This window comes from Bradyrhizobium sp. WBAH42 (assembly GCF_024585265.1).
Taxonomy (GTDB): domain Bacteria; phylum Pseudomonadota; class Alphaproteobacteria; order Rhizobiales; family Xanthobacteraceae; genus Bradyrhizobium.
Window position 1 is genome coordinate 6,620,576 of the sequence record NZ_CP036533.1, and the last position, 24,808, is coordinate 6,645,383.

Here is a 24,808-nt window from a genome sequence, read left to right on the forward strand (position 1 = left end):
AAAAGCGGTTCACGCAAACATCAACGAAGACCCCGCGCCGTCCTCAGGGGCGCCGCGACGTTCGCCACACACCCGGCAGCCCCACCAGGAACAAGCGTCAACACACCGCGTTTCACCGCCATGCACGGATCAACGGACGATCCCCTGTTGGCGCGCGCCGATGCCGCCCTCCGCGAAGCCGAGCGGCTTCGCCTCGCCCTGATCCGCGAGCGCGCGATTGCACAAGCCATCTGTCACGACGCCGCGCAAACCCGCACGCTGCAATCAGGCCTGCTGCCGACCGTTGCGATCGCGCTGACGGTCAACGCTCCTCGTTCGGCGTAGCGTCGGTGCCCGGCCCGAAAGGCTCGTGCGTCTTGCGTCCCAGAAACGTATCGGGTGGCGGCTGCTTCAACAGCTCGCGGCATTCGCGCACGACATGGCGCATGTATTCAGCCTGGTCGTGGTCGACAGGCAACGGCCGAAAGACGGGCATCGCGGTGCTCCCTTGCTTTGCAGGCGGGAGCGCGCTCGGTCTCTCAGCCACCGACGCCTACGGACAGAGCCTCGGCCGGTGATGTCACCACAACTATCACAGGTCGCTTTGGTTCAATATTGAACTTTAGGACTCGCGGGACACATAATGAGTAAGCCGCTCAACATGCTCAAGCTTCTCGCGAAAATTAATCCGCGCAACATATCAAATGATGTGACTCGCCTCTGCCCGAGGCGTAAGGTAAGTCATCACCGCAAGGCCCGTGGCATCGATCGGTGATGAGAACGCCGATTGCGCTCCCGCCCGACCTCAAATGAGGGAGCAGCGCCATGCTGACAAGACGTCGTTTCAAACAGACCAGAACCCTGACCGAACGACTCGCGGACGAAGCCGCGCGCTGCCGCGAGGAAGCCCGCACGCTGACGCCCGGCCGCCGCCGCGACAGGCTGCTGCGCCAGGCGCGGCAGGACGAGACCGCCATGCAGATCGACGCCTGGCTGCGCTCGCCCGGCCTGAGGGCGCCGACATGATGCAATATCGCGCTTATCTCATCGGCGAGGATGGCGTCTTCCGCTCCGCCGAAGCGTTCGAAGCTCCCTCGGATTCCTCCGCCCTCAGCTTTGCGCAGCGGTTCACGCGGCTCGGCAAGGTCGAGGTCTGGCAGCTCGGCCGAAAGATCGCCGTGCTGGACTCCGAGCAGTCTCGGCCGCCGTTGCACGAGCCGTCCCGGCCGACGCTGACCCGTCAATGACCGCGTGACTTCGGTCCCGACCTGAGATCCTCGATCTGGAAGTTGAACTTCACCTGCATGACAGGGCCGCTCGCATCGCGCACCTCGATCGCCATCTCCTGCCGGTCGCCGGTGAGCGGCGCGGAGAGCACCGCATCGCGCGCCAGGTCGGCAACCTACTTGGCGGCCTCGGCCTGAACTGCGCGCGCGCTGGACAACTCCAGGCCCTCCTCGTCCAGCGCAATTCCCTTGTCGTCGCGAAGGTCAAAGTAATATCGGGTCATGACCGTAATCCTCTGCCCGCTATAGTGCAGAGGACGAGCAAAGGTTTCTAAAGGGCACGAAATTTCCCTTGGAATCAGCGGGTTCCGGGAACACAGCAGAGACGCGCGCCGGGCCAGCTTGCGTCGGCTACTCCTCCGCGAGCTTGCGCTCGATATAGGCGTCCACCGTCTCGGCGAACGAGCGCTGCACGCCGACCGCGGCGTCGTGCTGGTCGAGTGCGTCGCGCTGCAGCACGCGCAGGCCGCGCCCGCGCATGCTCACAGGTGCCGTGTTCAGAAACTGGTCGATGGCGCCCTTGGCGAGCGGGATGGCCTTGGGATCGCCCCTGGCGATCAGGAGCCGTAGCAGGCTCTGGCATTCGGCCAAACCGGGCATGGCGTCTCTCACCTTTGCTGCGATTTCGGCTTCGGCCGCTCTACCTTCTGGGTATGGGTGCCGAACAGCGCCAGCAGCAGCGCGACTTCTTCCTTCGAACCGATCTGGATCATGATTGTTCTCTCCGTTTCGCTACGTTGGTCGGAGCCGGCGGGCGCCGAGTTCAGGACGATCTGGTTTCAGCACTGTTTCAGCCGTGTTTCGTCAGCGCCCTGCACCGCGCCTTCGGCCGGCTTGTGTGCACAATTGAACGCTGATCTCTCGCTTTCGCCGATCACAACCCATTTCTCTCTTCCTGACGTCTCGCCAAAGTCCGAACATTGATGCTTGTCTTAGGCCTTCGGCGGCTTGAGGAAGCCAAAATAGAAGCAGACCAAAAATAGAATGAGATGGACAATGGAACGGCCACCGCTGACCTGCGGACTCGCGACAAAATCTGTTCCCAACAGAGGCACCGAAACGTCGGCGAGATAGAGATAAAACAAAATGCCCGACGATACGAAGAACGCGCCTGCCAAGAATTTGCGAAAGCCGACATCTCGCCAAGCGAAATAGAGGCTTCCGCCAGCCATTATGATGGCCGCACCAGCATAGAGGGCAATGATCATGCTGCCTCACCCGGTTGCGGACGCGACCCAATCGACCGGCGAATGACCTGAACGGGTCTCGCGCTTGCCGTGGGCTTGACAGAAACGGAAAGCCGCCCTGAGGCGGCTAGTTTCAGACTTTCCTTTTCTGCCTATTTCTTGAGGGCGTCAGAGGCGTCCCGCGCTGCGTCCTTCACATCTCCAGCGACGTTATGGGCGGATCCCTTGGCCTTATCCAACTTGCCTTCAGCTTCCAGGTCCTTGTCTCCGGTGAGCTTGCCGGCCCCTTCTTTGATCGCGCCTTTTGCCTTGTCGGCGGCGCCCTTCACATGTTCACGGTCCATGATCGATATCCTTTCCTGTGTAGAAGACGAGCACAACGAAATCGGTGCGCTGTCGTTCCTGCGAGACGCCCGCGTGAGGCGGGCTCCTCAGGAGGAGGCCGGAATGCGTGGACGCAGGTTTCAGCACTGACGCCGATGAGCCTCCTCCTGAGGAGGCGCGTCAGTGACAACGCCCCTCCGATGGCTGCTACTCTATCGTCGCATTCACCGTCATGACCGATTTGCCAGAGCCGTATGGACCCTTTCCTTCACCATAGATGGCGAACGTATCGGTGCCCTTGTAATTGGCTGCCGCGGTGTACCTGAACGTCGTTACGTTGACTTGTCTGAGCTTCCCGTGCGCGGGCTTCCGGGACACGCCGGAGCTATGCATCGCTCCCGGAATTCGCATCGGGAAATTGCACGTTTCGCCCGACCTGACCGCGAAGTAGGCCGTCATGTCCACGCCGAACACGGATGGGTTACCGGTGACCCTGCACTCGGAGATGGCGAAGGCCGTAGCCGGCGTCAGGCTCAGCACAGCAGCGAGAGCGAATATCCGCATGCTCATCTCCTGTTAGGATCAAGCGGCATCCGGGGCCATTGATTTCCAAGCGTGGGGACAACCATTGACTTGAATCAACATTCGACCTGCGACGACCAGGCGATTGAATAGGCGGAAGTAGCGACTTTCCTTGGTTGATGGCTGGCGGCCTGCGGATTGCCTTTTGAGGCTCCACCCCTTTCCGGGATGTTCTATAATCCGTCGGCTCTAAATGATGGAGGGTCAAATGCGACTCGCTTTGCTTATTGGGGTCCTGCTGATGGGGCTTTCTTCAGCAGCAAACGCCCGCGATTATCCCTGGTGCGTCTTCGGTGGCCATGCTGGCCCCCCCGGCGAATGCATGTATGAGACGAGGGAGCAGTGCCTGGCTTCGGCATCGGGACGGTGGACCAGCTATTGCGATATCAATCCGCGCGTGAGATTCCAGCAGCAGGCACCGCCCCCGACAGCATGTGACTCTCGCGGGCGCCGGTGCGCGCCGAGATCGTGAAGCGTTCAGCGCAAGGCCGCCGCGTCGCGGGTAAAGCAGACATCGACCCGCTGACCGAGCGTTGACTGGTCCGCACCAGCGCGCGCTATTTGCCGCGCTTCGAAGTGCCGGTGCCTAGCGCAATGCCGTGCTGCCAGGCCCGCACCCGCACCGCCGCTTCGCTCCGATTGAGCTCTGCCGCAATCTCGTCGGGCCGGCGTCCGGCTTCGGCCAGCGCTTTCAGCCGCTCATGCTCGTCCGCTGTCCACCTCTTCAGCAAGGGATAGCGTGATTGCATGGTCGGAGCTGGCTCACCCGTCATTCAAGTGCGACGACAATCGGCCGAGACGGACCAAGTTCCTATCCGTGGCGGGCGGGCCATAGCACGGGCTTCGCGAGGTGAACTTAGCAAAAGTTAAGCCCGCGACGGATCGCTCCGCGCGGGCCTGGTTTCGAGCGCAAGGCTCGGGTGAGACCTTCGTCTCAGTGCATGTGGCCGATCAGATAGATGCCGCCGCCGAGAACGATCACGGCCGGGACGGCCCAAAGCAGAAGTACGGGCATCGCTTGCCTCCTCAGTTCGAGGTGCAGACCTTGACGGACTTCATGCCGGTCTCGGCTTCCGACCTGGTCTTGTACACGGTGTCGCCGCTGACGACCGTCGTTTCCGTGGTCGTCGGCTTCGACTCGGTGATGGTGCACTTCTTGGTCTTGACGTCCTGAACCACGTAGAACGTTTGCGCAAAAGCGGGAGCCGCAACTGACGTCAGCACGGCGGCAGCAATGATTGCTTTGATATTCACTTTGTCCTCCTCCAGTAGCCCGGTCGATCCAGGCGTGTCTTTTACAAACCCGACTAATTGCCAGTTGTTCCCGGTCATCCGCCGAACCAATTCCGGCTGATTGCGTTGGTGCGCGAACAGGAGGCTTCGATGCTCGACTTGCGGCTCGTGACGACTTCCCTGGCGGTGCTCGCTGCGCTGATCAGCGTGGCGCTGGCTGAGCCCGTCAAGGATCAGGCTCCACCGGTGGTTCAAACTGCCACCGAAGCCCGTCCCATTCGCGTGATCCTTCCGGCGCCGTGGGAGCCCACCAAGGGCCAGGCCGAGTCTGTGCAATCTTCGAAGTAGCAGGCGTCGGTCGAGCGACGGCCGCAGCTCGGTCGACATTGTCGCGGCCAAAGCGCCGCAGCAAACTCCTCCAAAACAACAGCAACCATTTCGAATCTCACCTGTTGTCGCCGGCACAATCACTTGCAGGAGACAACAACATGAAACGTCTGACAGTGCTGGCCGCAACCTTGTTGCTGCTCGGGTCGGTGCCCGCGGGCGCCCAGTCGCAGCCGGCGCAAAGCGGGCCGGGCAACAACGCGGTCAACAGCTCCGACCAGAACAACTCCAACGCACCGGTCGCGGGCCGCAACAGCTTCACCGAAGGACAGGCGAAATCGCGGATCGAGGGCGCGGGATATTCCAACGTCTCGGGCCTGCAGAAGGACGACAACGGCGTCTGGCGCGGCAAGGCCGACAAGGCCGGCACCAAGACCGACGTCAGCGTCGACTTCCAGGGCAACGTCAACCCCGCCAAGTAATTAGCCAAGTAATCCGCGAATTTCAGGAGATCCAGACATGACGACCACCATCTCTCGCCTGTACGACAATTACGCCGATGCCGAGCGGGCCGTGGCCCGGCTCGAAAGCGCCGGCGTGCCGCACTCCGACATCAGCCTCGTCGCCAACAATTCGGACAATTGGTACGGCTCACGCTCCGGCAAGGTCGATCGTGACCGCGACGGCGTCGATGATCGCGCCGAAGGCGCCGGCACGGGTGCCGGCATCGGCGCCGGGCTCGGCGGCGCCGCCGGCCTGCTCGCGGGTCTTGGCCTGTTGGCGATCCCCGGCCTCGGCCCGGTGGTCGCGGCCGGATGGCTCGCCTCGACCGCGGCAGGCGCGGCTGCCGGCGCGGCCACCGGCGGAATCATCGGCGCCCTGACCGAGGCCGGCGTCTCCAGGGAAGACGCATCGCGTTATGCCGAGGGCGTCCGCCGCGGCGGCACGCTGGTGTCCGCGAAGGTGCCGGACCAGGACCGCACGCGCCTCGATGCGCTTCTGCACGAGCGATCGGTCAACCTTCAAGAGCGCAGCGCGGCCTGGCAGAAGTCCGGCTGGACCGACTTCGACGCCGCCAGCCCGCCGCTGTCGCCGGAGGATATCGGCCGCGAGCGCGAACTGTACGGCGTAGGCTCGCGGCGATAGGGCCGCAGAGCTTCGACACGACAAAGGCCCCGCGGTGCGGGGCCTTTTTTGACTTTATCTCAAATGCCGCAAAGCGGATTGGGCGAAGTGAAATCTCTTCGCCTCATGCTGGGACATGTCGCCTGGACGGGGCAAGCCGGAGAGATCTCCCATGTACTACGTCGCCGCTGCATTGCTGGTGCTGTCGGGACTGTTCTATTCCGCGAGCCGTCACGAGCTCGGCCAGTTCGGTGCGGACGTGTGCAGCTATGGCAGCACGTTCTGCAACAATCCGGTGGTCCTCTTCACCGGCGCCGCACTGGCCGCCGCCTGGGGCATGTTCGTCAGCATCAAGTAGCCGATGATGGCAACCTAGACCTGTTTTGCCCGACGGAGCAAACTCACTTAGCATTTTCGAAAATCAGCCGCCGGCGGCGGCAGCGGGAACTTATGTTCCTTGATTCGCATTTGCTATGACGACGTCCGCACCGTTCGAGCCCGTTTATGAGCGACAGCGCCCTCACCCCGACGAAATCCGCGCCAACGCTGCTGCAACGCTTGGGGCCCGGCCTCATCACCGGAGCTGCCGACGACGATCCGTCCGGCATCGCCACCTATTCGCAGGCCGGCGCCCAATTCGGCTATGGTCTGTTGTGGACGGCGTTTCTGACCACGCCGTTCATGATCGCGATCCAGCTCGTCAGCGCGCAGATCGGCCGCGTCACCGGCAAGGGGCTCGCCGCCAACGTCATGCGGGTCGCGCCGCGCTGGGCTGTGCTGGCGTTGGTCTCGATGCTGGTCGCCGCGAACACGTTCAACATCGCCGCCGACATCGCCGCGATGGCCGAGGCACTCTCGCTCGTGATCGGCGGCCTCAACCACGAGCACGCGCTGATCTTCGCGGCCGGCTCGACCCTGCTGCAGGTGTTCCTGCCCTATCGCCGTTATTCGCCGGTGTTGAAATTCCTCACACTGGCGCTGTTCGCCTATGTCGCGACCGCCTTCACGGTGCAGATTCCCTGGAGCACGGCGCTGCTCGCCGCGGTGTGGCCGAAGGTAAACGTCAGCAGCGACTATCTCCTCATGGTGGTCGCCGTGCTCGGCACCACCATCAGCCCCTATCTGTTCTTCTGGCAGGCCTCGCAGGAGGTCGAGGAGATGAACCAGGGCAAGCGCGACAAGCCGCTTCGCGAGCTCAAGCGCGGCGGCGGTCACGAGCTCGACCGCATCAAGATGGACACGGTCTCCGGCATGCTGCTCTCCAACGGCATCGCCTTCTTCATCATCCTGACCACCGCATCGGTCCTGCACGCCAACGGCGTCACCAATATCGGCTCGGCGACGGAAGCGGCCGAAGCGCTGCGGCCGCTCGCAGGCGATTTCACCTTCGCCCTGTTTGCGACCGGGATCATCGGCACGGGCCTGCTCGCGATTCCGGTGCTGGCGGGCTCGGCCGCCTACGGCGTTGCCGAGATCTTCGGCTGGCGCGCCACGCTGGAGGCCAAGCCGGACGAAGCGGCCGGCTTCTACACCATCATCGCCGCGGCGACCCTCATCGGCTTCGGCCTCGGCTTCACCGGCATCGACTCGATCCACATGCTGGTGTGGAGCGCGGTGCTCAACGGCATCGTCGCCGTCCCCATCATGGCGATGATGATGCTGATCGTCTCGAGCCGCGCGATCATGGGCCGCTTCAGGGCCCGCTCCTGGCTGATCGCGCTGGGCTGGCTCGGCACCGCGCTGATGGCGCTCGCCGTTCTCGCTTTGCTCGGCTCGTCGGTGATTGGCTGACGCAAGCGCTGCTTCGGACGCGCTGCCGCGTTGCATCCTAGCGCCCTTCCCGCCGCCCCGCGCTTGGCCTAACAATGCGGTCCGGGCCCGGCCTGAGATCGGGTCGAAAAAAAGAAGCCCGGCCGGGCGAGTAGGGAGCGACATGACCAAATCATCAAAAGCAACAAGCCTCGAGATCCTCGCCTGCGATGCCGGCTGGAGAAACTATCATTTCGTCAAGCTGACGACCGAGGACGGCATCGTCGGCTGGAGCGAATTCGATGAGGGTTTTGGCTCGCCCGGCGTCGGCGCCGCGATCCAGCGCCTCTCCGCCCGGGTCATCGGGCAAAACGTCTTCCAGCACGAGCGCATCTTTGCCGAATTGTTCGCGGCGACGCGTCCCGCGGCCGGCGGCGTGGTGGCGCAAGCGCTCGGTGCGATCGAGAACGCGCTGCTCGATGCCAAGGCGAAATCGCTCGGTGTTCCCTGCTATGAGCTGCTCGGCGGCAAGATCCGCGATCGCGTCAGGCTCTACTGGTCGCATTGCGCCACCTGGCGCATCAACCACCCGTCCTGGTACAAGCCGCCGATCGAAAGTCTCGACGGCGTCAAGGCCATGGGGCGCGAAGTGCGCGAGAAGAAGTTCACCGCGCTCAAGACCAACATCTTCTCCTATGACGAGGGCAAGCCGACCGGCTGGCGCCCCGGCTTCGGCTCACCTTTTGCACCCGAGATCAACGTCGACCGCAAGATCCTGCGCGACCTGCACATGCATCTGGAAGCGATCCGCGACGGCGCCGGCCCCGACGTCGACATCCTGCTCGACTGCAACTTCAACGCCAAGACCGAAGGCTATCTGAAGATCCTGCGCACCATTGCCGACCTCGACATGTTCTGGGTCGAGATTGACAGCTTCAATCCGGAAGCCCTCGGCTATATCCGCCGGCAAAGCCCGCACCCGATCTCGTCCTGCGAGACGCTGCTCTCCTTGCGTGAATTCCTGCCCTATTTCCAGGCGCAGGCCATGGACGTCGCGATCATCGACACGCCCTGGAACGGGGTCTGGCAGTCGATGAAAATCGCTGCGGCAGCCGAAGCCTTCGAGGTCAACGTCGCCCCGCACAATTTCTACGGCCATCTCTGTTCGATGATGAACGCGCATTTCTGCGCCGCGGTGCCGAACCTGCGGATCATGGAGATCGACATCGATCGTCTATCGTGGGATCGCGAGCTGTTCACGCACGAGCCGGAGATCGAGAAAGGCCATCTCATCATCCCGAACCGGCCTGGTTGGGGCACCGAGCCGAACGAGGAAGCCTTGCGGGTCCATCCGCCGAAGACCAGTGGCGGGCTCCTCAGCTACGGTCGCAAGAGCTGAGCGGAATGGCATTAGGTCGAATCGATTGCCACTGTCTCGGTGCAACCTCTCCCGCTTGCGGGAGAGGGAGCGCACCTCCATCATTGGAACGATCAAGCCTTATTTCATCGCGCGTTAGGGCGTCACGGGATTGACGGTCGGAGAGGTCTTCGGCCGCTGCGGCTCGATCGGCGACTTCGGATCGGTCGGGAGCACCATGGCGCCGGCGGCCCGTGCCGCTTCGCCCGTGGTCGCAAACATCGCGACATGGGCCGGCTGTGTCTTGGCCCGGCTCCACGGCCCGTGGTCGACGATCAGCATGGCCGCAATCGTCACACCCGCCACGATCAGCGCGATCACGCCGGGATGGCGGAGAGCGTTGGGGATGGAATGCGCGAGGCTAGCATTTGTCATCGAAGGATCCGCATTTTTCCGACAGCAGGTTAATTCGGTCGAGCGCCCTCCGGTTCCCCTGCCGTGAGCAGGTTCCCGTGCCGGCACAGGGGCAGATTCATGGCGTGCGAGAGGCCAACGAAAGAGGGCCTCCATTCGGAGGCCCTCGGATCCATCAGCAATCGGTCTTTAGTTATAGTCCGAATACTTGAACTGCGGGAGCGCCTTCAGCTGCTCCTTGTTTCCGCTCATGACCGCATGGTCGGGTACCCAATCATTGGTGTTGCGGCTCGTGGCATTCGTCGATGCCGCACCGGTTGTGGTCTCGCGCGAGGCGGGCGAGTTGCTGGTCGAGCTGGTCCGGACCGGCTCTTCCATGAACTTCAGCTTGTCGATGGAGACGGCGATATCGTGCTCGCCCATCCCCAGGAAGCCGCCGATGCCGATCACCACTGCGTTGATCTTGCCGCTCTTGTCGACGAGCAGCTCGTTGATGTCGCCGAGCTTCTCATTGGCCTCGTTATAGACGTTCAGGCCCATGAGCTTCGAGGCGCGCCAATTGTCCTTCAGCATCATCTTGTCGGCCGGCCGCGCGGTGGCAGCGGGCGCCGCTTGATCAGCCGGCTGAGCGGATTGCGCCAATGCGGCGCCGCTGATCAAAGCGCTGCCGATCAGAGCTGCGGCAAAAGTGGTTTTCATCGATCGTCTCCTCCAGTGAGCCGGCATCCCGATGGATGCCCGCCCATGAACGTCTGGATATTCCACTTGTTCCCGGCTGGGCACTCTGGGCGCAAGCTCTAAGCGTCGAACACGACGCGCAAAGCCATCACGATGATTGCTGAGATGAGAAACGAAATCGCGAGCAGGGTCCAACTCGGCCTCGTGCTCGCGCGGGCCAGGCGGACAACCAGCATCTTCAAGCACCTCAACATTCATCCCTGGGAAGTCGGTGCAGGTAGGCTATCCCGAAGCAGGCAAGCTCTTCGGTATCGCTTCGGTGCTCTTCCCATCTCCTCTGCAGATGGCGTTCCAGCAGACAGCGCCGGGTGTCGTCGGCCGCGACCTCGGGATGCCGCGCCCGGTACACTGTCCAGGCGGTGTCCGCGGCGTTCTTCAAGGCGATGTCGTCGACCATCCCCGCTCTCCGGAAAACCGAACCTCGTCGCGTGCCAACTCAAGGACAGCTTCCAAGGTTTCCGCTTTTTCCCGGTCTTCGACCATTTGATGATTCAGGGCGACTTGATCGGATTGAACTCTTGATCAGATTGCCTTGGCTCGGCGCGTCGCGGGCCGCGCTCGAAATGGTCCGGGCCTTGAAGGGGGCGGTTTCGCTCACCAATCTCCGAAGAAGGGGCCGTGCCTCTCGAAAGCCAACCGCGGTCCGGGCGTTCGTCTCGATAGCCTTGCCGAACGCTTGGCCTGCGGGCGGCTCTGCCAGGATCGACCGGCGGGCGGCTCTTGCTTGGTCTTGGCAGGAAGTGCTGCAGGCATGGCGGCCATCGCTTCGCGAATCGGCTGCGGCGGCGCCTCGAGCGGCGGCTCGGCCTGCGCGATCTGCGGAAGGTCGGCACGCGGTCGAGTGTCGAACACGATCTTCTCCGGAAGAGGTGTCGCCGATCGGATCCGGATCGTCGTTTTGGCGGGTTCGGGCGTATCGGCCCGTGCCAGCGGCGCCGGAAGATAGTGCTCCGCCGCGAAGATCAGCGCCAGGAGCAGCCCGCCGACAAAGACGAAGTATCGAATGATCGGCATGACGGCCACTCCGCGCCGCAACGCGCGGCCTGCGAGAACCCACCAATCACGGCAAGGTTCCGAGGTATTGCCACTTTTTCCCGGAATGAGGATCGAGCTGTCAGCTGTCGCCTAGGCGCCGCTTCACTCGCCCGGCGCGATGGCATTGCTCGGCGTCGGCCGGTCGGTGATCTGCTGGCCGAACAGGCTGCCGATCAGCTCGACCGCGGTGCGCGCGGTCCGACCGCGTTCGTCCAGGAACGGATTGAGCTCGACGATGTCGACCGATCCGACCACGCCGGAATCGTGCAGCAGTTCCATGATCAGGTGCGCCTCGCGATAGGTGGCGCCACCCGGCACGGTGGTGCCGACGCCCGGCGCCACGCAGGGATCGAGGAAATCCACATCGAAGCTGACATGCAGCACGCCATTGCTCGCCTTGACGCGTTCGATGACGCGGCGGATCAGGACGGCGACGCCGAACTCGTCGATCTGGCGCATGTCGACGATCCTGATCCGGCGTGAGCGCATCAGCTCCTTCTCGAGCTTGTCGATCGAACGCGCACCGAACAGATCGAGTTTGTCCGGGAGAATCGAAGCGCGCGGATCGTCGCCGAGCAGGCCGTCAAGGCCCGGCTCGCCGCACAGGAACGCGGCTGACATGCCGTGCATGTTCGCGGTGATCGTCGTCTCCGGCGTGTTGTAGTCGGCATGGGCGTCGAGCCAGAGCACGAAGAGTTCGCGGCCCTGCTCCTGCCAATGACGCGCCATGGCATTGACCGACCCCATCGACAGCGTGTGATCGCCGCCGAGAAAGATCGGCAGCGCACCACTTGTCGCGATCTCATAGCCTCTGCGGCTCAGGACGCGGGTCCAGCGCTGGATTTCGCGGTAGTGATTGGCCATTTCGGGCGGCCTGTCGGTGAGGTCCAGGACTTCGGCTACCGACAGATCGCCATAATCAACGACCTCGAAATCAAGGCTTTCCAGCAATGTCGCAAGGCCGGCGGTGCGCAGCGCCGCGGGCCCCATCAAGGTGCCGCGTTGCGAAGCCCCCATGTCGATGGGTGCACCGAGCAAGGCGATGCGCCGGGCTCGATCCGTCATGGTCCGGTCGGTCACGGCTGCCTCCTGACATCAGCAAGGTTGACCCAGCCTAACAGAGATTCGCACCCGTCGTTTCCCGGGGAGCTCGCGAGCCGCCGGCATATGATCAGGAACAAAATTCCCTGCGCTGAATTGCCCATCCAAGGCCGGCACCCGCCGTCAATCACGGCGCCTGTCGCGGATAGCCAAAGGTCATCAAGACCCGCTGTTCAGAACGAGCGCTCGCGCGGATAGCCAAAGGTGCCGGCTTCATCAACACGCCTGGAGGTCGCGCCCTTGAGCACGGAGATACCGCAATCCACGTCCCAGCCCGGCATGGCCGAGCGTGCCATCGATACGGCCGCGGACGTCTCCCGCACCATCGGTGAAGTCGCCGGAGGCCTGCACGCAGCGGTCGACCGCCTGACCTCCGCAGTCGAGGAATCGCGCAAGCCCGGCGGGGCACTCGCCACAGTCGCCGCGATCACCCGCGAAGCACCGCTTGCGAGCCTGTTCGTCGCTTTCCTGTTCGGCGTCGCGGTCGCGCGCCGGCGGTAGCTTTTCTGCGACCGCCCCTTTGCGAGCGTCATCCATCAGGACTGGCTCGGCGCTGCGGTTCGGGCCGGAGCCGATGTGCCGAAGGCACTATTCGGGCGCGCGGCGCGCTGATGTGTGTTAAGCTTTTCTGGCCGGTTAAGCGTCGGGAGAGGATTGTGACGCGACGCGAGTTCATCCCACTCGTCAGCAGCGCGGCGGCAATCCGACCGCTCGGCGCGCGTGCAGAGCGCCCGCCAGAACGTGTCCTCTATTTCACATACTCGGCCGGCTATCGGCACGACGTCATACCACTTTCCGAAGCAATCCTGACGCAGCTTGGAAGGAACTCCGGTGCCTATGAAGTCATCGCAACGGAAGACTTGTCTGAATTTTCGACTGGAAGCCTCGAGCGGTACGCCGCTGTGATGTTCTATACAAGCGGTGAAATTCCGATGAGCGGCGCCCAAAAGAAAGCACTTCTCAACTTTGTGCGCTCGGGCCGTGGCTTTCTCGGCGTTCACTCGGCCACTGACACATTCTACACTTGGCCAGACTATCTCGATCTGATCGGCGGCTACTTCAATGGTCATCCCTGGCATCAGGGTGTGACCATCGAGGTGGCTGATGATGCAGACCCGCTGGTGGCGTTTCTGGGGAATTCGTTGCAGTTGAACGATGAAATCTACCAGATCAGCGACTTCGACTATCGCGGATCACGCGTGCTCCTGCGCCTCGACCAAAGTTCGGTGGACCTCAATAAGGCCGGTGTGCATCAACGCTTCTATGGTTGGCCGCTCGCCTGGAAACGATTTTACGGCGAGGGGCGAGTATTCTATTCGGCGCTTGGCCACGAGGCGTCGGTCTGGCAGGACCCGCGCTGCCAGAAGATCCTCACTAACGCTATCCTCTGGTCTACGAGAAGGTCGGCCTAGGGCAACCGGATTGCTATGCCGCTTGTGCCTTTACTACAGGCAAATATTGTGGCGGCTATCGACAATGCCGCTCGCCTTGATCGAGACTGGCTGTCGCCCGGCATGTCGGATTATCGGAAGTATCCGACCCTGCAAAGAACTGAAAAGGCAAGAACATGGGCCACTGCACGCTCAATGCTGGTTATCACTTCGGGTTTGGGTCAGACCTCGGCCCTCAATGTGCCGGATCGGGGCTGCCGATCCTTGCTGACAAGCTGACCTTTTTTGAGGCGCATCGAACGTCGCCGGCCATTTCCGGACCCTTGCACTTCCATTCCGAAGGATGAAAATCAGCTGGCTTTATATTTTGTGTTGAGCCCCAATTCCGAAGCGGCGATATCGAAACGAGGTTCGCGATGACCTCCAGGTACTCGATCAGGCGGCTCGGCGCGCCGCTCGTCGCCTTTTTTCTGACCATCTGGCCATTCGTTCCTCCGGTGCATGCTATTGAGGGCGCTGCAAAGGTTGGCGTGGTGTCCTTTGGCCTGTATGGGGATCAAAGCGTGTTTAGATCCGAGGCGACCGGCGCGGCTCAGGTCGTGGCCGGCCGTTTCGAGACTGGACCGATCAACGTGGAGTACAATTCCAAGAAAGGGGGAAGTGCAACGATCGAAGCTCTGACCAAGTCGTTGCAGGCGGCAGCCAACCGCTTGGATCCCGAGAAAGATGTTCTGTTTTTGATTCTCACCTCGCATGGCTCTCCTGATGGCCTTGCAATCAAGGCGGGGCGGCTGACAGAAACGCTTACGCCATCTCGTCTCCGCGACATGCTCGCGAAGACAGGTGTGCGACACAAGGTGGTGGTCATCTCGGCTTGTTATTCCGGGGTTTTTATTCCGCACCTAGCGACTCCCCATGTGCTGGTCATCACCGCGGCCGATGACAAGCATCCGTCGTTCGGCTGCCAGGACAAGGCCAAGTGGACCTATTTTGGGGACGCTTTTTTCAACGTCGCGCTCCGAAAAGCTGTCAGCCTGAAGGATGCGTTTCTCTATGCGCGCTCACTCGTCCGGAAGCGAGAATTGCGGGAACATTTCGAGCCGTCGAATCCGCTCATGGCGGGCGGTGCAGACGTGCTGCCATTGCTCGTCGGACGCCCTTAAGCAACCGGCCGTGAGCTCAGACGCTATTGCTCGCGGGTGTATCGCCGTTTCCGGTCACACCCGACAAGCAAACTATTTGGCTGCCCGCTTAGACTTCGCATGCGGGCCAATAGCCGACCTTCACTCGCCTCACTCCTCTCAGGGGAGCGGAGAGGCCGCCCGCACAATGCGGTCTCCCGCGGGTCGATCTATTTCGCAGGAGGTTTGTCGTAGAGAGGCTTACCTTTGTCGACGATATGCACTGTGAGAAGCTTCACGGTTTTGTCGCCGACGACCTTGAAAGCTCCGTGGGGCACTTCGCGGACGTTAACGGCAGCTATACCGGTTGGGAACGGCACTTGCTTCCCATCGGGAAGTTCGATCGTGCCGCCCTCTAAGACGTAGAATGACTCCTCTCCGTGGTGAATGTGGAGGGTTGAGACGTCACCCGGTTTGATCTCAGAAATGCTGGTGATGACTTCCATGTTTGTGCCTGAGAGATCAGCGCGCTTCAGCTCCTTACGGAATGGAGAGTCCTGCGCCTTAGCGGGTACGGCCAAGAGAAATGCAAACAGCAGTCCGATTATCATCTTCATCGCAATTCCCCGTTTTCCGATCGGCGGAAATCGCAGATCGCGAAAATTAAGCCCGATCGGCAGCCGCGACTCAAGATTGATCTTCTGTGCGCTGCACCACGTCCACTCCCTCAGGGACACTGCATCCAGCAAACGGCGGCATTTCCGCAATGGGTCCTTCGCGTCGGCTTAGCCTTGCCGCGATGACTTCCGGTCGACCCCGGTGAACGGACATGTCCGCCGCCGCTCGGCATGTCTCAAACGGGCCACGAGCAGACCCATCGCAAGGCAGCAGCTCGCAGCCTTGTTATTCGACCGCTTGGTCACCCCCACCCTCGCTCGCCGTCTTCAGCTCGGGGCTATACGTGACAGACCGCAGAGATTTGCAATTACTCGATCAGCAGCAGCCCGCGCTTCTTATCGCCATCGTACGTATTTACAGCTGCGAACAGTCGTTTTCGCTCGACTAGCCATGGCTGGTAGCTGGAATTGACATCGAGCACGAAAACTAGATCGTCGGCTTCCAGATAGCCGCCAATGGGCGAATGATGTCCAACACCAGCACCAAAAATTTGCGCGCGATTGAAATTCACGATGTAGCGTCGGCCTGGATCGTTGGAGCGACGCAGATGCTCCAGAAACTGGTCCTCGCTGAGATCACGCAAGACAGTGACTTTGCGGCTCGTGTTGGTCCCCGCGACCTCGGCGAGCTCGTCAAGCGTGAGACCCAGGATGCATAAGCCTGTCCAGCACCGCCCGGTGCCAGCCAACACCTTGCCCTCCGTGCTTGCCGCCTCGCCGAGCGACCTATACGCATTCGCAACAGCTGCAGGTCCGCAACGAGAGCTGTTTGACTGCCAGTTAACGTTCCTGTGGAATGTAGCTGCCACTGGCAGGTGCCACGCGCGTTCCATGAGCTCCGGTGTACGTGTTACCGAGGACGCTATGGCTTCTGTCGGCACTCGTGACTGGCCACCAACAAGGGCCCCGGCACCCAGCAGGCCCGCAGTGACAACCATGCAGATAATGCTGACTGAGCGCCACCGCTTCATGGGTCTGAACCTAGCAGCAGTCCGACTGGAGGCTGGCCAGATTATATCCTTAAGCATATTGGTGGGAACAGACCCCATAAATGTCCGTTGAGGGTCCAGCGCGTCGCTACGCGTCAGCGGTGACTTCCGGTTGGTTCTGGTGGAGGGACGTGTTGAGCGCCGGCGGACGGTCTCCAGCGGGCCAAATTCGGTCCTCATAATGCAGCGATTCTTTTATGCGGCTCGCCATGGCGTTACCCGCGGAATCCAGCGTGGCACATTAGCCCGAAAGCTCTCGTACTCCGTGCCAAATGTTCGCTCGAGCGTCGGTTCTTCGTAAATCACCACAAAGACATGGAAAAAAAGCCAGAGTAGCGCGCCGTACCAGAGGAGTCGCCAATCACCAAACAAAAGGGCCTGACCAAAAATGACTGCGACGACCGCGATGTAGATGGGATTTCGCACGTAGCGATAAAGCCCAGTCACTACGAGCGTTTGTGTCGGCGCGATCGGGGCGGGCGTCCCCAGCCCTTCCAGCGCAAAACGGGCAAACGAATCCACGAGTCCGGGCACTCCGACGATGATCAATACAGCGCCGAGGATGCGGGTTAGATCGACGCCGAAAAAAGCTGGCCGAAATTCCCACTGCGTGACCCACCACGGGACGAAGCCTGCCAGCACCAACGGCGCAATGACAAAGAACAGAGCGGAGCCCAAGACGGCAATTGCTTTCGACATTGCGTGCTCCCACAACCGGACAAGAATAGCCTAGCAAATCACTTTCTACGAGCATTGAACGCAATGAAGCGGACATCCCCGCGCTCTGGACTGAAGTCAGCCGCGGGGCCACTTCCAGACATCGCCGATGGGTATAAGATCAGCCGCCACCCGGAGAACGACAAGTGGCCCGAATAACTTCCTTGGTATGCATCCTAACGACTCTCATAATCATTGTGGTCGCCACTCCACGACGGGCTCTGGCAACACCAGAAGCGTCTGCATGCGGGTACCTCGCTGGTCTTATCGATAAGGCACCGCCAGGGCCGTTGTTCTTGCCCAGCTATCCAACCGTGGACTCGGGGCCTCTGCATGGCGCCGCATACCTCTATGACAATGCGGTGGCCGCCATCGCATTGGTCGGGTGCGGTGAGCAAGGCAAAGCACGTCGCATCGGCGCGGCGATTCTCTGGGCCGTCGACAATGACCGGACCTGGCATGATGGACGGCTGCGGAACGCTTACGCCGGGGGTGTGGTGGCGAATGGACCGGTCAAACTTCCGGGGTGGTGGGACAACACGCAGAACAAGTGGTTGGAGGATCGATATCAGGTGGGCAGCGATAACGGTAACATCGCATGGGCCATGTTGGCGTTGCTCTCGATTGATGACGTGAACACCGGCTCTCGATTCCGCGATGGTGCAGCACGGCTTGGCACCTGGGTCGCGCAATGGGCCGACAAACGCGGGACTGGCGGTTTCACGGGCGGTACGTTTGGGCACGAACCGACGCCCGAGTTGCGGACATGGAAATCGACTGAACACAATACCGACCTCGCCGCCGCGTTTGGCCTTCTTGCAGCCCGTACAGGCGATTCGCGCTGGCGTGACATGGCAACAGCTGCTGAGCGCTTCGTGGATACGATGTGGGATCCGGCATGCGGCTGTTTCGCCGCAGGAACCGCCGAAGACGGCGTCACGCGCAATCCGATTTTGGCCCTTGATGCTCAAGTCTGGCCGTTAACGGCGCTCCCCGGAGCGGCCAGGAGATTTGCATCGGCCATTGCGACCGCCGAACAGCGAATGAGAGTCGACGAGGGCTTTTCTTACGGTGAAGACCGAGATGGTGTGTGGACCGAAGGGACAAGCCAAATGGCTCTCTTGCTGAAATTGCTCGGCAGGGCTGCGGAGGCAAAATCGTTGGTCGCTGTCATCGAATCCCAAAGGTCGCCGGACGGTGGGTTCTATGCCACAAGTATCCGAGCGCTACCGACCGGGTTCATGCTGGATACCGATCCGGCCAAGCCACGACTCTATTTCCGATTGCCACATCTTGGCGCTGCTTCGTGGGCTGCTCTTGCAGAACGCGGGTTCAATCCCTTTACGGCGACACAAGGACTGCCGTAGTTGAACCGCAGTGGCGCCCGTCCAGCTCCGAATTGGGTCAAAGGCTGCCCTCGGCGGCTCCGGCGATGGCTTCCGCTCAGCCCTCGGAAGCGGACGGTGCGAGCCTAAGAGGGGAAGTCAGCCACGGGCCAAATGCGGAGCAATCGCACGCGGGCGCTGTGGCCGCGTGCGAAGGAGATCAGGCCAGTCGCTAACTTACCATTCGCTGTTTCAGGCTCTGGTAAAATGCCGTCTCGAAATTCATGTAGCCGATAAACGACGCCGGATCGCCGAAGGGAAGAATCTGTGTAGCCCAGAACCCGCCAAAGCCGTTCTGGCGATCGATCCAGTAAAACAGGTTGGCAAGGCCAGCCCAACCGAGCGCGCCGGCAGGACGGCCAGTGGGAGCTTCTTCATCATTGACCATGAAGCTCAGCGCCCAAGACTTGGACTGGCCGGGGAAGAACTCGGCATCATTGCACAGCGACGGGATGACGCCCGTGATCGGCGTCACCTTCTTGTCACCCAGGTGGTTCTTGTCCGCCATGCGGACGGTCTCCGCTTTCAACACCCGGCCGTGCTCGCCCACGCCGTCGTTCAGCCACATGCGGATGAAACGCATGTAGTCGCCGATCGTGCTGTAAAGGCCGTGGCCACCCATGTGCACTTCGGGCTTGGCAGGCAGTTCGAAATCCATCGGTGTGAGCGACCCGTCGGCGCCTCGCGCATGGATCCCGGCGAGCCTCTGGCGCATCGCATCGGTCAGCTCGAACGTCGTCTCCTTCATGCGTAGCGGCTCGAAAATCCGAGTCTGGAATACCTCGCCGAGCCGGCACCCCCTGATGGCCTCGACGATCTGACCGCACCAGTCAAGATTGGTTCCGTATTCCCACCGTTCGCCGGGATCGAAAAGCAGCGGAGTCATCAGGCAGGCCTTGGAAGCGGTGATGACGCTTGGCTGACCCTTTTCCTGGGCCAGACGGTTATAGGTGTGGTTGATGAAGTCGTAGCTGAGACCTGCGGTATGGACCATCAGCATGCGCGTGGTGATGTCGCGTTTGGGCGCACGCAGGATCGGCTCGCCCTGGGCATCAAAACCCTCGATGACCTGGAGCTTGCCGATCTCGGGCGCGTAGCGCTTGGCGGGCGTGTCGAGATCGAGCTTGCCCTCTTCGACGAGCTGCAGGACCGCCGTGGCGGTGATTGCCTTGGTCGTGGAAAAGATGGCGAAGATGCTGTCGGTTGTCATCTCGGCCGGTCGGTCGAGACGGCGCTTGCCGGCCGCGCCTTCGTAGATGTTGCGATGGCGGTTCGTCACCATCGCGACGACACCGGGCACGCGCGGAGTGGATGTAACGACATCGTTGAGAACGGCGTCAGCCGCTGCAGTGAAATTCGTGTTCATGGTCTCCTCCCCTCTGTACCTAAATGACGTTCTCCGTGGCGGCTTCGCGAGGACTCTGCATCGCAAAGCCTTGGTAGCCATTCGCGGCGACCTCGTCGCATTTCTGGCGATAACTGCCGACACCGCCGCAATAGGACAGAACGCGGCGCGGCTTGCCTTCGACATTCGAGCCCAAGTACCAGGAATTGGTCTTGGCGATCAGCGTCGCATTGGCGATCTCATCGTGATGCGCCACCCAGCTGTCCTCGGCGTCCTTCGTCGGCTCGACGACGTCAAGGCTCTTGCTGCGCATGTACCTGATGCAACCGTCGATCCATTCGACCTGCTGCTGCAGGCATGTCGTCATGTTGCAGAGCGCCGCCGAAGGCGCGAGCGGCACGGCGGTGGTGAAGAGATTCGGGTAGCCGTGAACCTGCAGACCCATCGTCGTGCGGATGTCCCTGCTCCAGTCTTCCTTCAGCGAACGGCCCCCCCGACCCCTGATATCGATGCGCGTCAACGCACCGGTTCCGGCGTCGAATCCGGTTGCCAGAATGATGATGTCGAGCTCGTGGATCGTTCCGTCGGCCGTCTGGATGCCCGCAGGCGTCACACGTTCGATCGGATTGGATTTGACGCCGACGATCTCGACATTCGGACGATGGAAGGCTTCGAGAAATTTTTGCTCCAGCGGCACACGGTGCGTCCCGAAGCCATAATCGGTCGGAATTAGGGCTTCGCACAGCTTCGAATCCTTGAGCCGCTCGCGCATCTTCTCGCGCACGAATTCGGAGATCTCGGCGTTGACCTCGGGGTCAAAAAACAGCTCGGCGAAGGACGATATCCACAGCTTCAGGGAGCCGTCATCCCAGCAAGCCTGGAGTACCTCTCGGCGACGCTCCGGGGTGAGACCTGCCCAGGTGTGCTCGAAGTCGTATTCGAACCCGGTAAAGGTGTGCGGCAGGCGCTCGGTGAACGACGTGAACTTCGACTTATAGACCTCGACATCGGCCGCGCCGTATTTCGGATTCTTCATCGGGATGATGTATTGCGGGGTGCGGATGAACACCTTGAGATGGCCGACCTCGCCGGCGATTGTCTGTATGACCTGAATGCCGGTCGCTCCGTTACCAATGACGCCGACACGCTTGCCTGCGAGGTCGACCGGCTGCTTCGGCCAGCGCGCCGTGTGAAACAACTGCCCCTTGAATGTCTCTTGACCTGGAAAGGACACGTGTGGGGCCGAGAGCATGCCGCAGCAGGTAACCAGGAACTGGGTGTCGATCACGTCACCCTTCTCGGTCGTGACCAGCCAGCGGTGGGTTGCCTCGTTGAAATGCGCGCTATTGACCGTGGTACTGAACTGGATGTCCTTGCGGAGATCCAGACGGTCGGCGACGTAGTTCAGCCAACGTTCGATTTCCGGCTGGCCCGGGAATTTCTCGCTCCAGCTCCATCCCTTGTAGAGCGCCTCGGAGAAGAGATACTGATAAATATAGGCTTCCGAATCGAAGCGCGCGCCGGGATAGCGATTCCAATACCAGGTGCCGCCGACGCCGGGGGCTGCGTCAATCGCCATCACCTTCAACCCCTGCTCGCGCAGACGGTAGAGCGCATAGAGTCCGGCGACGCCGGCTCCGATCACCACCGCATCGAAGCGCGCCGTCACATGCGCGCCGTTGCCTCCATTGGACTTGGTCGCATCTTCCGCCATATTTCCCTCCTTGATGTTTTCTGAGTGCGCACGACCTTGCCCACCCGTCGCAGGGTCGGGTGGTGGTGCATCGCATCATTTCCCGTTTCGACAAGTCGAAGGGGCTGTTTCACCCGCGGCGTTTGCGCCGCTCTCTCCGCTCATGCCTGAAACGCGAGACAGCCTACGAGCGTGCTGACGCTCGCGGCTTGAACGAAACCGACAATCCTTTGAACGACGTGGGTGGTGCCGCGCCGCGAGGGCCGCAGTTCCTGGTGCAACTCGCTTGGCAAATGGCAAAACCAGCTTATGCTGCGCGGTTGCCATCCGGCCAATGAGAGAAAAAGCGGCTAACGCTTCCCAGAATCCAGGGAGGGAGGCTTGCGCGATGGGCCAATTCATCACGGTCGAGGAGCTGCCGCGCTACGCTCCTGGCGAACTGATGTTGGACAGCTCCGCGGTGGGAAAGGCCGATTTTCGGCTACGGGTGTTCCGCTATGCACCGTCTGACATCTGGGTGCCCCCGTCCGAGAACTATCTGATCGTCCTCTACCGCGAGGGCGCGACAGCGATGAACCGCAGGGTTACCGGGGCCTGGAAGCAGGATCACGTCGGCCGCGGCATCACGACGCTGCTCACGCGCGCGGAAGGCTCGAACTGGCGATGGAGCCAGGATATCGAGGTCAGTCATTTCTACATTTCACCGGCGTTTATGGCGAAGACTGCAAGCGAGGCGTTCGATCGCGATGCGCAACACGTCGAACTTCACGACTTGCTCAAGGTCGAAGACCCAATCCTGACCTGGATTGGTGATCAGATGGTGCAGGAGGTTGCGGCGGGGGGCCCCGGTGGCCGGCTCTGCTACGATGCGCTGGCGCTTCAGGCCAGCGTGCACGTCCTGCGAAGATATGCCTCGGTGCAGTTCAAATTGCCCTGTTCGCAGGGGCGTTTCAGGCCTGCCCATGCAAGACTGATCGAGGACTATATCGAACAAAACATCTCGAGAAACATTACGCTCGAGGAATTGGCCAATATCTGCAACTGCTCGCCCGTTCAGTTCGCACGCAAATTCCATGTGCATTATGGAATGCGGCCACACGCCTTTGTCTTGAGCCGCAAGGTGGAACGCGCGTGCCAGTATCTGCGCAAGGATCGCCTGGCGTTGAAAGAGATCGCGCTGCTGAGCGGATTTTCAGATCAGAGTCATCTCAACCGAATCTTCCGCCGGCAGATGAACATGACGCCGGCGGAATATCGCAGGCAATACATCGGCTAGGCCGCTTTCTCTCTCGCTGGCATTGCCTATGCGGTCGAGTAGGGCTGGCTGATGCTTCACGAAAGCGGAACTTACGCGAAGCTGCTCGCCCCCGGCGAAGATCTCCTCGCGACCGCTACGTCCGCAATGGCTTGGAATATCCCAGCCTTGCCGCCCTGCTCCGCGCGATCGAGGCCGAACACGCTTACAAGGGATATGGAGCTGGCCTTCAGAACGTCCCTACGCTCTTCTCCATTGGCTCAGATCACACCCACGATGATCAATACTCCGAGCTCAATCAGTAGGAGCGTACCGGTGCCTGCGGAGATGAGAAACAAATCACCTAGTGACAAGTGCATGATCTGGCTCACATTTTGCCCTAGAAGCGGCCCTTGCATCCCTGGAACAGGGCTGGCAGGGCGGGATGATGGGGGCCGCTTCTAGGAGGTCCTTGACGCGTTCATCCGGCGCCAAGCGGTTCTCATTCTAATCCAAATTTAAATCTCGTCCAGCATTTAATTTATTTAAAATAGCTGATTATATATTAACATTTAATCGAGCCACAGCTCGAGAATGCCTGGGATGGCACCGTGTCGGATGCGTTGTTCGATTACTCTGAGGATCCAAGTGAGCTCAGACAGGCTGTTGAGCCGGAGGATAGGCAGACTAGACAACTCCTCCCCCTAATATTTCGTCATTGAATTGACGGCCTCCGCAATGGCAACGGGGTCTGCGTGCGTGACCATATGTCCGGCATTCGGAACCAGGTGAAGATCGGACCGAGGCAGCGCCTGATGTAAATCTCGAGCTTGTTTCTGTTCGATCACCTGGTCCTCTGCTCCATGGAAGATTTTCACGCGGGGGCTCATGGTCGAATAGTGGGCTTGGAACTGTGTTGCAGTTGGAATGAGGAGTGCGCTTTCCTCCGCAGCCGCTCTCAATTGTGTGGGCCTGAGAACGAGAGACGCTGGAAATTCGTTCTTGAATGTCGACGGGACGGACCGGGGCGCGAAAATCTTGCGGAAGGCTCCCGGCAACATGGCCCACGAGATGATCGGCGCGACAGTGTAGCTGACCAAGTCGCCCAAGACCGGTATGGCCGGACCTGACATCAACCACACATCCAATCGGATGGTCGGGAAGTAGTAGCCGGACGCAAGCACAAGACCCCGGATCGGATAATCCTTCCGCATGCCGAGAGCGATAGCGACCAAGGCGCCCCAAGAATGGCCCAGCACCACAGGATCGCGGATCCCGAGTTGCTCGAGCCCCTTCACCAGCAGAGCTGCTTGAGCCGTTGCGCTCCATAGTCGAAGCCGCGGCCGCTGACTATAGCCAAAGCCCGGACGGTCAAAGCACACCACGCGATTGCTGCGGGCAAGAAGATCGACCAGCCCACCGATCATGAAGTCCTGGATCATGGATCCGTTGCCATGAAGCAGCACGACACAAGGAGCCGCGGGATCGCCCCGATCGATATAGTGGAGTACCACGCCGTCGCACTCGAGAAACTTGCCGATAGGCGGATTTCTTCGCTCGGCCAGTTTGGAGAAGCCGATGTTGCCGATGACGAGAAGCGCCAACAACAAGCTAACGATGAGCAGTACGGTTTCAGCGGTGGTCATGACTGAGCCTTGAGATTGGACCAAGAAACGTCTGATCCGCAGCGCGAGCAGACGAGCCAAACCAAGGAATAATTGGAAGTTGAAGTGCTCGTTCCTGCGCGCAATCGCGGAGGATTGATTAAAAGATCGCTCGGTCCGGAACGGCGCAGAATTGCTCACGTTTGCTAAGGATC

Annotated in this window: 33 protein-coding genes and 1 pseudogene; 15 read left to right on the top strand and 19 right to left on the bottom strand. The window is 61.1% G+C overall.

Annotated features, from left to right (window positions below; genetic code table 11):
- The first annotated feature begins 147 nt into the window (after positions 1-147).
- Entirely contained in the window at positions 148-324 is a 177-nt protein-coding gene (locus tag DCG74_RS31290) for a hypothetical protein (protein WP_172785455.1), read from the top strand.
- Here the strand turns inward: DCG74_RS31290 and DCG74_RS31295 are convergent.
- Entirely contained in the window at positions 302-475 is a 174-nt protein-coding gene (locus DCG74_RS31295; RefSeq protein WP_172785456.1) for a hypothetical protein, read from the bottom strand. The two genes, DCG74_RS31290 and DCG74_RS31295, sit on opposite strands and share 23 nt — an antisense overlap.
- Positions 476-804: 329 nt before the next feature.
- On the opposite strand from DCG74_RS31295, the gene DCG74_RS31300 reads away from it, so the two are divergent.
- Both DCG74_RS31300 and DCG74_RS31305 read left to right on the top strand, forming a co-directional pair.
- Positions 805-1,005 carry a hypothetical protein gene (locus DCG74_RS31300; protein WP_172785457.1) on the top strand — a complete coding sequence of 67 codons (201 nt, stop codon included), beginning with the start codon at positions 805-807 and terminating at the stop codon, positions 1,003-1,005.
- A complete protein-coding gene (locus DCG74_RS31305; protein ID WP_172785458.1) occupies positions 1,002-1,226 on the top strand; it encodes a hypothetical protein in 225 nt (74 codons plus the stop codon). Before DCG74_RS31300 ends, DCG74_RS31305 begins: the two co-directional genes overlap by 4 nt.
- Here the strand turns inward: DCG74_RS31305 and DCG74_RS31310 are convergent.
- From DCG74_RS31310 to DCG74_RS31330, 5 genes and pseudogenes are all read right to left on the bottom strand, one after another.
- A pseudogene (locus DCG74_RS31310) lies at positions 1,220-1,489 on the bottom strand (hypothetical protein). The gene DCG74_RS31305 and the pseudogene DCG74_RS31310 overlap by 7 nt on opposite strands.
- Before the next feature lie 127 nt (positions 1,490-1,616).
- Entirely contained in the window at positions 1,617-1,865 is a 249-nt protein-coding gene (locus tag DCG74_RS31315) for a hypothetical protein (RefSeq protein WP_172785459.1), read from the bottom strand.
- Between the two features lie 332 nt (positions 1,866-2,197).
- Positions 2,198-2,473 carry a hypothetical protein gene (locus DCG74_RS31320; protein WP_172785460.1) on the bottom strand — a complete coding sequence of 92 codons (276 nt, stop codon included), beginning with the start codon at positions 2,471-2,473 and terminating at the stop codon, positions 2,198-2,200.
- Positions 2,474-2,604: 131 nt separating this feature from the next.
- Positions 2,605-2,796: a CsbD family protein gene (locus DCG74_RS31325; protein WP_172785461.1), complete on the bottom strand. Its 192-nt coding sequence runs from the start codon at positions 2,794-2,796 to the stop codon at positions 2,605-2,607.
- Between the two features lie 187 nt (positions 2,797-2,983).
- Entirely contained in the window at positions 2,984-3,340 is a 357-nt protein-coding gene (locus tag DCG74_RS31330) for an Ig-like domain-containing protein (RefSeq protein WP_246570764.1), read from the bottom strand.
- A 226-nt stretch (positions 3,341-3,566) separates the two neighbouring features.
- Between DCG74_RS31330 and DCG74_RS31335 the strand changes: the two genes are divergently transcribed.
- Positions 3,567-3,830 carry a DUF3551 domain-containing protein gene (locus DCG74_RS31335; RefSeq protein WP_257187447.1) on the top strand — a complete coding sequence of 88 codons (264 nt, stop codon included), beginning with the start codon at positions 3,567-3,569 and terminating at the stop codon, positions 3,828-3,830.
- Between the two features lie 85 nt (positions 3,831-3,915).
- Here the strand turns inward: DCG74_RS31335 and DCG74_RS31340 are convergent, their stop codons facing one another.
- On the bottom strand, positions 3,916-4,107 hold the full coding sequence (locus tag DCG74_RS31340) for a Myb-like DNA-binding domain-containing protein (RefSeq protein WP_172785463.1): 192 nt from the start codon (positions 4,105-4,107) through the stop codon (positions 3,916-3,918).
- 277 nt (positions 4,108-4,384) lie between these two features.
- Positions 4,385-4,612: a hypothetical protein gene (locus tag DCG74_RS31345; RefSeq protein WP_172785464.1), complete on the bottom strand. Its 228-nt coding sequence runs from the start codon at positions 4,610-4,612 to the stop codon at positions 4,385-4,387.
- A gap of 129 nt (positions 4,613-4,741) precedes the next feature.
- Between DCG74_RS31345 and DCG74_RS31350 the strand changes: the two genes are divergently transcribed.
- The 6 genes from DCG74_RS31350 (at position 4,742) to DCG74_RS31375 (ending at position 9,191) form a co-directional block, all read left to right on the top strand.
- Complete coding sequence (locus DCG74_RS31350; RefSeq protein ID WP_172785465.1) at positions 4,742-4,939, top strand: hypothetical protein; 198 nt, start codon at positions 4,742-4,744, stop codon at positions 4,937-4,939.
- Positions 4,940-5,079: 140 nt separating this feature from the next.
- Positions 5,080-5,400 carry a hypothetical protein gene (locus tag DCG74_RS31355; RefSeq protein ID WP_172785466.1) on the top strand — a complete coding sequence of 107 codons (321 nt, stop codon included), beginning with the start codon at positions 5,080-5,082 and terminating at the stop codon, positions 5,398-5,400.
- Between the two features lie 37 nt (positions 5,401-5,437).
- Positions 5,438-6,064 carry a hypothetical protein gene (locus DCG74_RS31360; protein ID WP_172785467.1) on the top strand — a complete coding sequence of 209 codons (627 nt, stop codon included), beginning with the start codon at positions 5,438-5,440 and terminating at the stop codon, positions 6,062-6,064.
- A 151-nt stretch (positions 6,065-6,215) separates the two neighbouring features.
- Positions 6,216-6,401, top strand: a complete 186-nt coding sequence (locus tag DCG74_RS31365; RefSeq protein ID WP_025037635.1) for a hypothetical protein — start codon at positions 6,216-6,218, stop codon at positions 6,399-6,401.
- Positions 6,402-6,547: 146 nt separating this feature from the next.
- Positions 6,548-7,834 carry an NRAMP family divalent metal transporter gene (locus DCG74_RS31370; protein ID WP_172785468.1) on the top strand — a complete coding sequence of 429 codons (1,287 nt, stop codon included), beginning with the start codon at positions 6,548-6,550 and terminating at the stop codon, positions 7,832-7,834.
- Positions 7,835-7,976: 142 nt separating this feature from the next.
- The gene (locus DCG74_RS31375) at positions 7,977-9,191 is read left to right on the top strand and encodes a mandelate racemase/muconate lactonizing enzyme family protein (protein ID WP_172785469.1); all 1,215 of its coding nucleotides are present in this window, start codon (positions 7,977-7,979) and stop codon (positions 9,189-9,191) included.
- 114 nt (positions 9,192-9,305) lie between these two features.
- Here DCG74_RS31375 and DCG74_RS31380 read toward each other — a convergent pair whose 3' ends face one another.
- From DCG74_RS31380 to rocF, 5 genes are all read right to left on the bottom strand, one after another.
- Positions 9,306-9,584 (bottom strand): hypothetical protein, encoded by a 279-nt coding sequence (locus DCG74_RS31380; RefSeq protein WP_172785470.1) that lies wholly within the window; start codon positions 9,582-9,584, stop codon positions 9,306-9,308.
- Positions 9,585-9,752: 168 nt separating this feature from the next.
- A complete protein-coding gene (locus DCG74_RS31385; protein ID WP_172785471.1) occupies positions 9,753-10,262 on the bottom strand; it encodes a PRC-barrel domain-containing protein in 510 nt (169 codons plus the stop codon).
- Between the two features lie 226 nt (positions 10,263-10,488).
- Positions 10,489-10,698, bottom strand: a complete 210-nt coding sequence (locus DCG74_RS31390) for a hypothetical protein (protein WP_172785472.1) — start codon at positions 10,696-10,698, stop codon at positions 10,489-10,491.
- A 197-nt stretch (positions 10,699-10,895) separates the two neighbouring features.
- Entirely contained in the window at positions 10,896-11,315 is a 420-nt protein-coding gene (locus tag DCG74_RS31395) for a hypothetical protein (protein WP_172785473.1), read from the bottom strand.
- Positions 11,316-11,438: 123 nt separating this feature from the next.
- On the bottom strand, positions 11,439-12,416 hold the full coding sequence (gene rocF, locus DCG74_RS31400; protein ID WP_172785474.1) for an arginase: 978 nt from the start codon (positions 12,414-12,416) through the stop codon (positions 11,439-11,441).
- A 261-nt stretch (positions 12,417-12,677) separates the two neighbouring features.
- Here rocF and DCG74_RS31405 point away from each other — a divergent pair, with 261 nt between their 5' ends.
- From DCG74_RS31405 to DCG74_RS31415, 3 genes are all read left to right on the top strand, one after another.
- Positions 12,678-12,938, top strand: a complete 261-nt coding sequence (locus DCG74_RS31405) for a hypothetical protein (RefSeq protein WP_172785475.1) — start codon at positions 12,678-12,680, stop codon at positions 12,936-12,938.
- A 155-nt stretch (positions 12,939-13,093) separates the two neighbouring features.
- On the top strand, positions 13,094-13,849 hold the full coding sequence (locus tag DCG74_RS31410) for a ThuA domain-containing protein (RefSeq protein ID WP_172785476.1): 756 nt from the start codon (positions 13,094-13,096) through the stop codon (positions 13,847-13,849).
- 395 nt (positions 13,850-14,244) lie between these two features.
- A complete protein-coding gene (locus tag DCG74_RS31415; protein WP_210268266.1) occupies positions 14,245-14,991 on the top strand; it encodes a C13 family peptidase in 747 nt (248 codons plus the stop codon).
- Between the two features lie 188 nt (positions 14,992-15,179).
- On the opposite strand, the gene DCG74_RS31420 is transcribed toward DCG74_RS31415, so the two are convergent.
- From DCG74_RS31420 to DCG74_RS31430, 3 genes are all read right to left on the bottom strand, one after another.
- Positions 15,180-15,566 carry a cupin domain-containing protein gene (locus DCG74_RS31420; RefSeq protein WP_122402589.1) on the bottom strand — a complete coding sequence of 129 codons (387 nt, stop codon included), beginning with the start codon at positions 15,564-15,566 and terminating at the stop codon, positions 15,180-15,182.
- Positions 15,567-15,934: 368 nt separating this feature from the next.
- Positions 15,935-16,597 (bottom strand): phytochelatin synthase family protein, encoded by a 663-nt coding sequence (locus tag DCG74_RS31425; RefSeq protein ID WP_172785477.1) that lies wholly within the window; start codon positions 16,595-16,597, stop codon positions 15,935-15,937.
- Positions 16,598-16,810: 213 nt separating this feature from the next.
- Positions 16,811-17,314, bottom strand: a complete 504-nt coding sequence (locus tag DCG74_RS31430) for an isoprenylcysteine carboxylmethyltransferase family protein (RefSeq protein WP_172785478.1) — start codon at positions 17,312-17,314, stop codon at positions 16,811-16,813.
- Positions 17,315-17,694: 380 nt separating this feature from the next.
- Between DCG74_RS31430 and DCG74_RS31435 the strand changes: the two genes are divergently transcribed.
- The gene (locus DCG74_RS31435) at positions 17,695-18,699 is read left to right on the top strand and encodes a hypothetical protein (RefSeq protein ID WP_257187448.1); all 1,005 of its coding nucleotides are present in this window, start codon (positions 17,695-17,697) and stop codon (positions 18,697-18,699) included.
- A gap of 190 nt (positions 18,700-18,889) precedes the next feature.
- On the opposite strand, the gene DCG74_RS31440 is transcribed toward DCG74_RS31435, so the two are convergent.
- Entirely contained in the window at positions 18,890-20,083 is a 1,194-nt protein-coding gene (locus DCG74_RS31440) for a serine hydrolase (protein ID WP_172785480.1), read from the bottom strand.
- 19 nt (positions 20,084-20,102) lie between these two features.
- Positions 20,103-21,776: an NAD(P)/FAD-dependent oxidoreductase gene (locus DCG74_RS31445; protein WP_172785481.1), complete on the bottom strand. Its 1,674-nt coding sequence runs from the start codon at positions 21,774-21,776 to the stop codon at positions 20,103-20,105.
- A gap of 367 nt (positions 21,777-22,143) precedes the next feature.
- Between DCG74_RS31445 and DCG74_RS31450 the strand changes: the two genes are divergently transcribed.
- Entirely contained in the window at positions 22,144-23,031 is an 888-nt protein-coding gene (locus DCG74_RS31450; protein WP_172785482.1) for a helix-turn-helix domain-containing protein, read from the top strand.
- A gap of 662 nt (positions 23,032-23,693) precedes the next feature.
- On the opposite strand, the gene DCG74_RS31455 is transcribed toward DCG74_RS31450, so the two are convergent.
- A complete protein-coding gene (locus DCG74_RS31455) occupies positions 23,694-24,635 on the bottom strand; it encodes an alpha/beta fold hydrolase (RefSeq protein ID WP_172785483.1) in 942 nt (313 codons plus the stop codon).
- Positions 24,636-24,808: the final 173 nt, after the last annotated feature.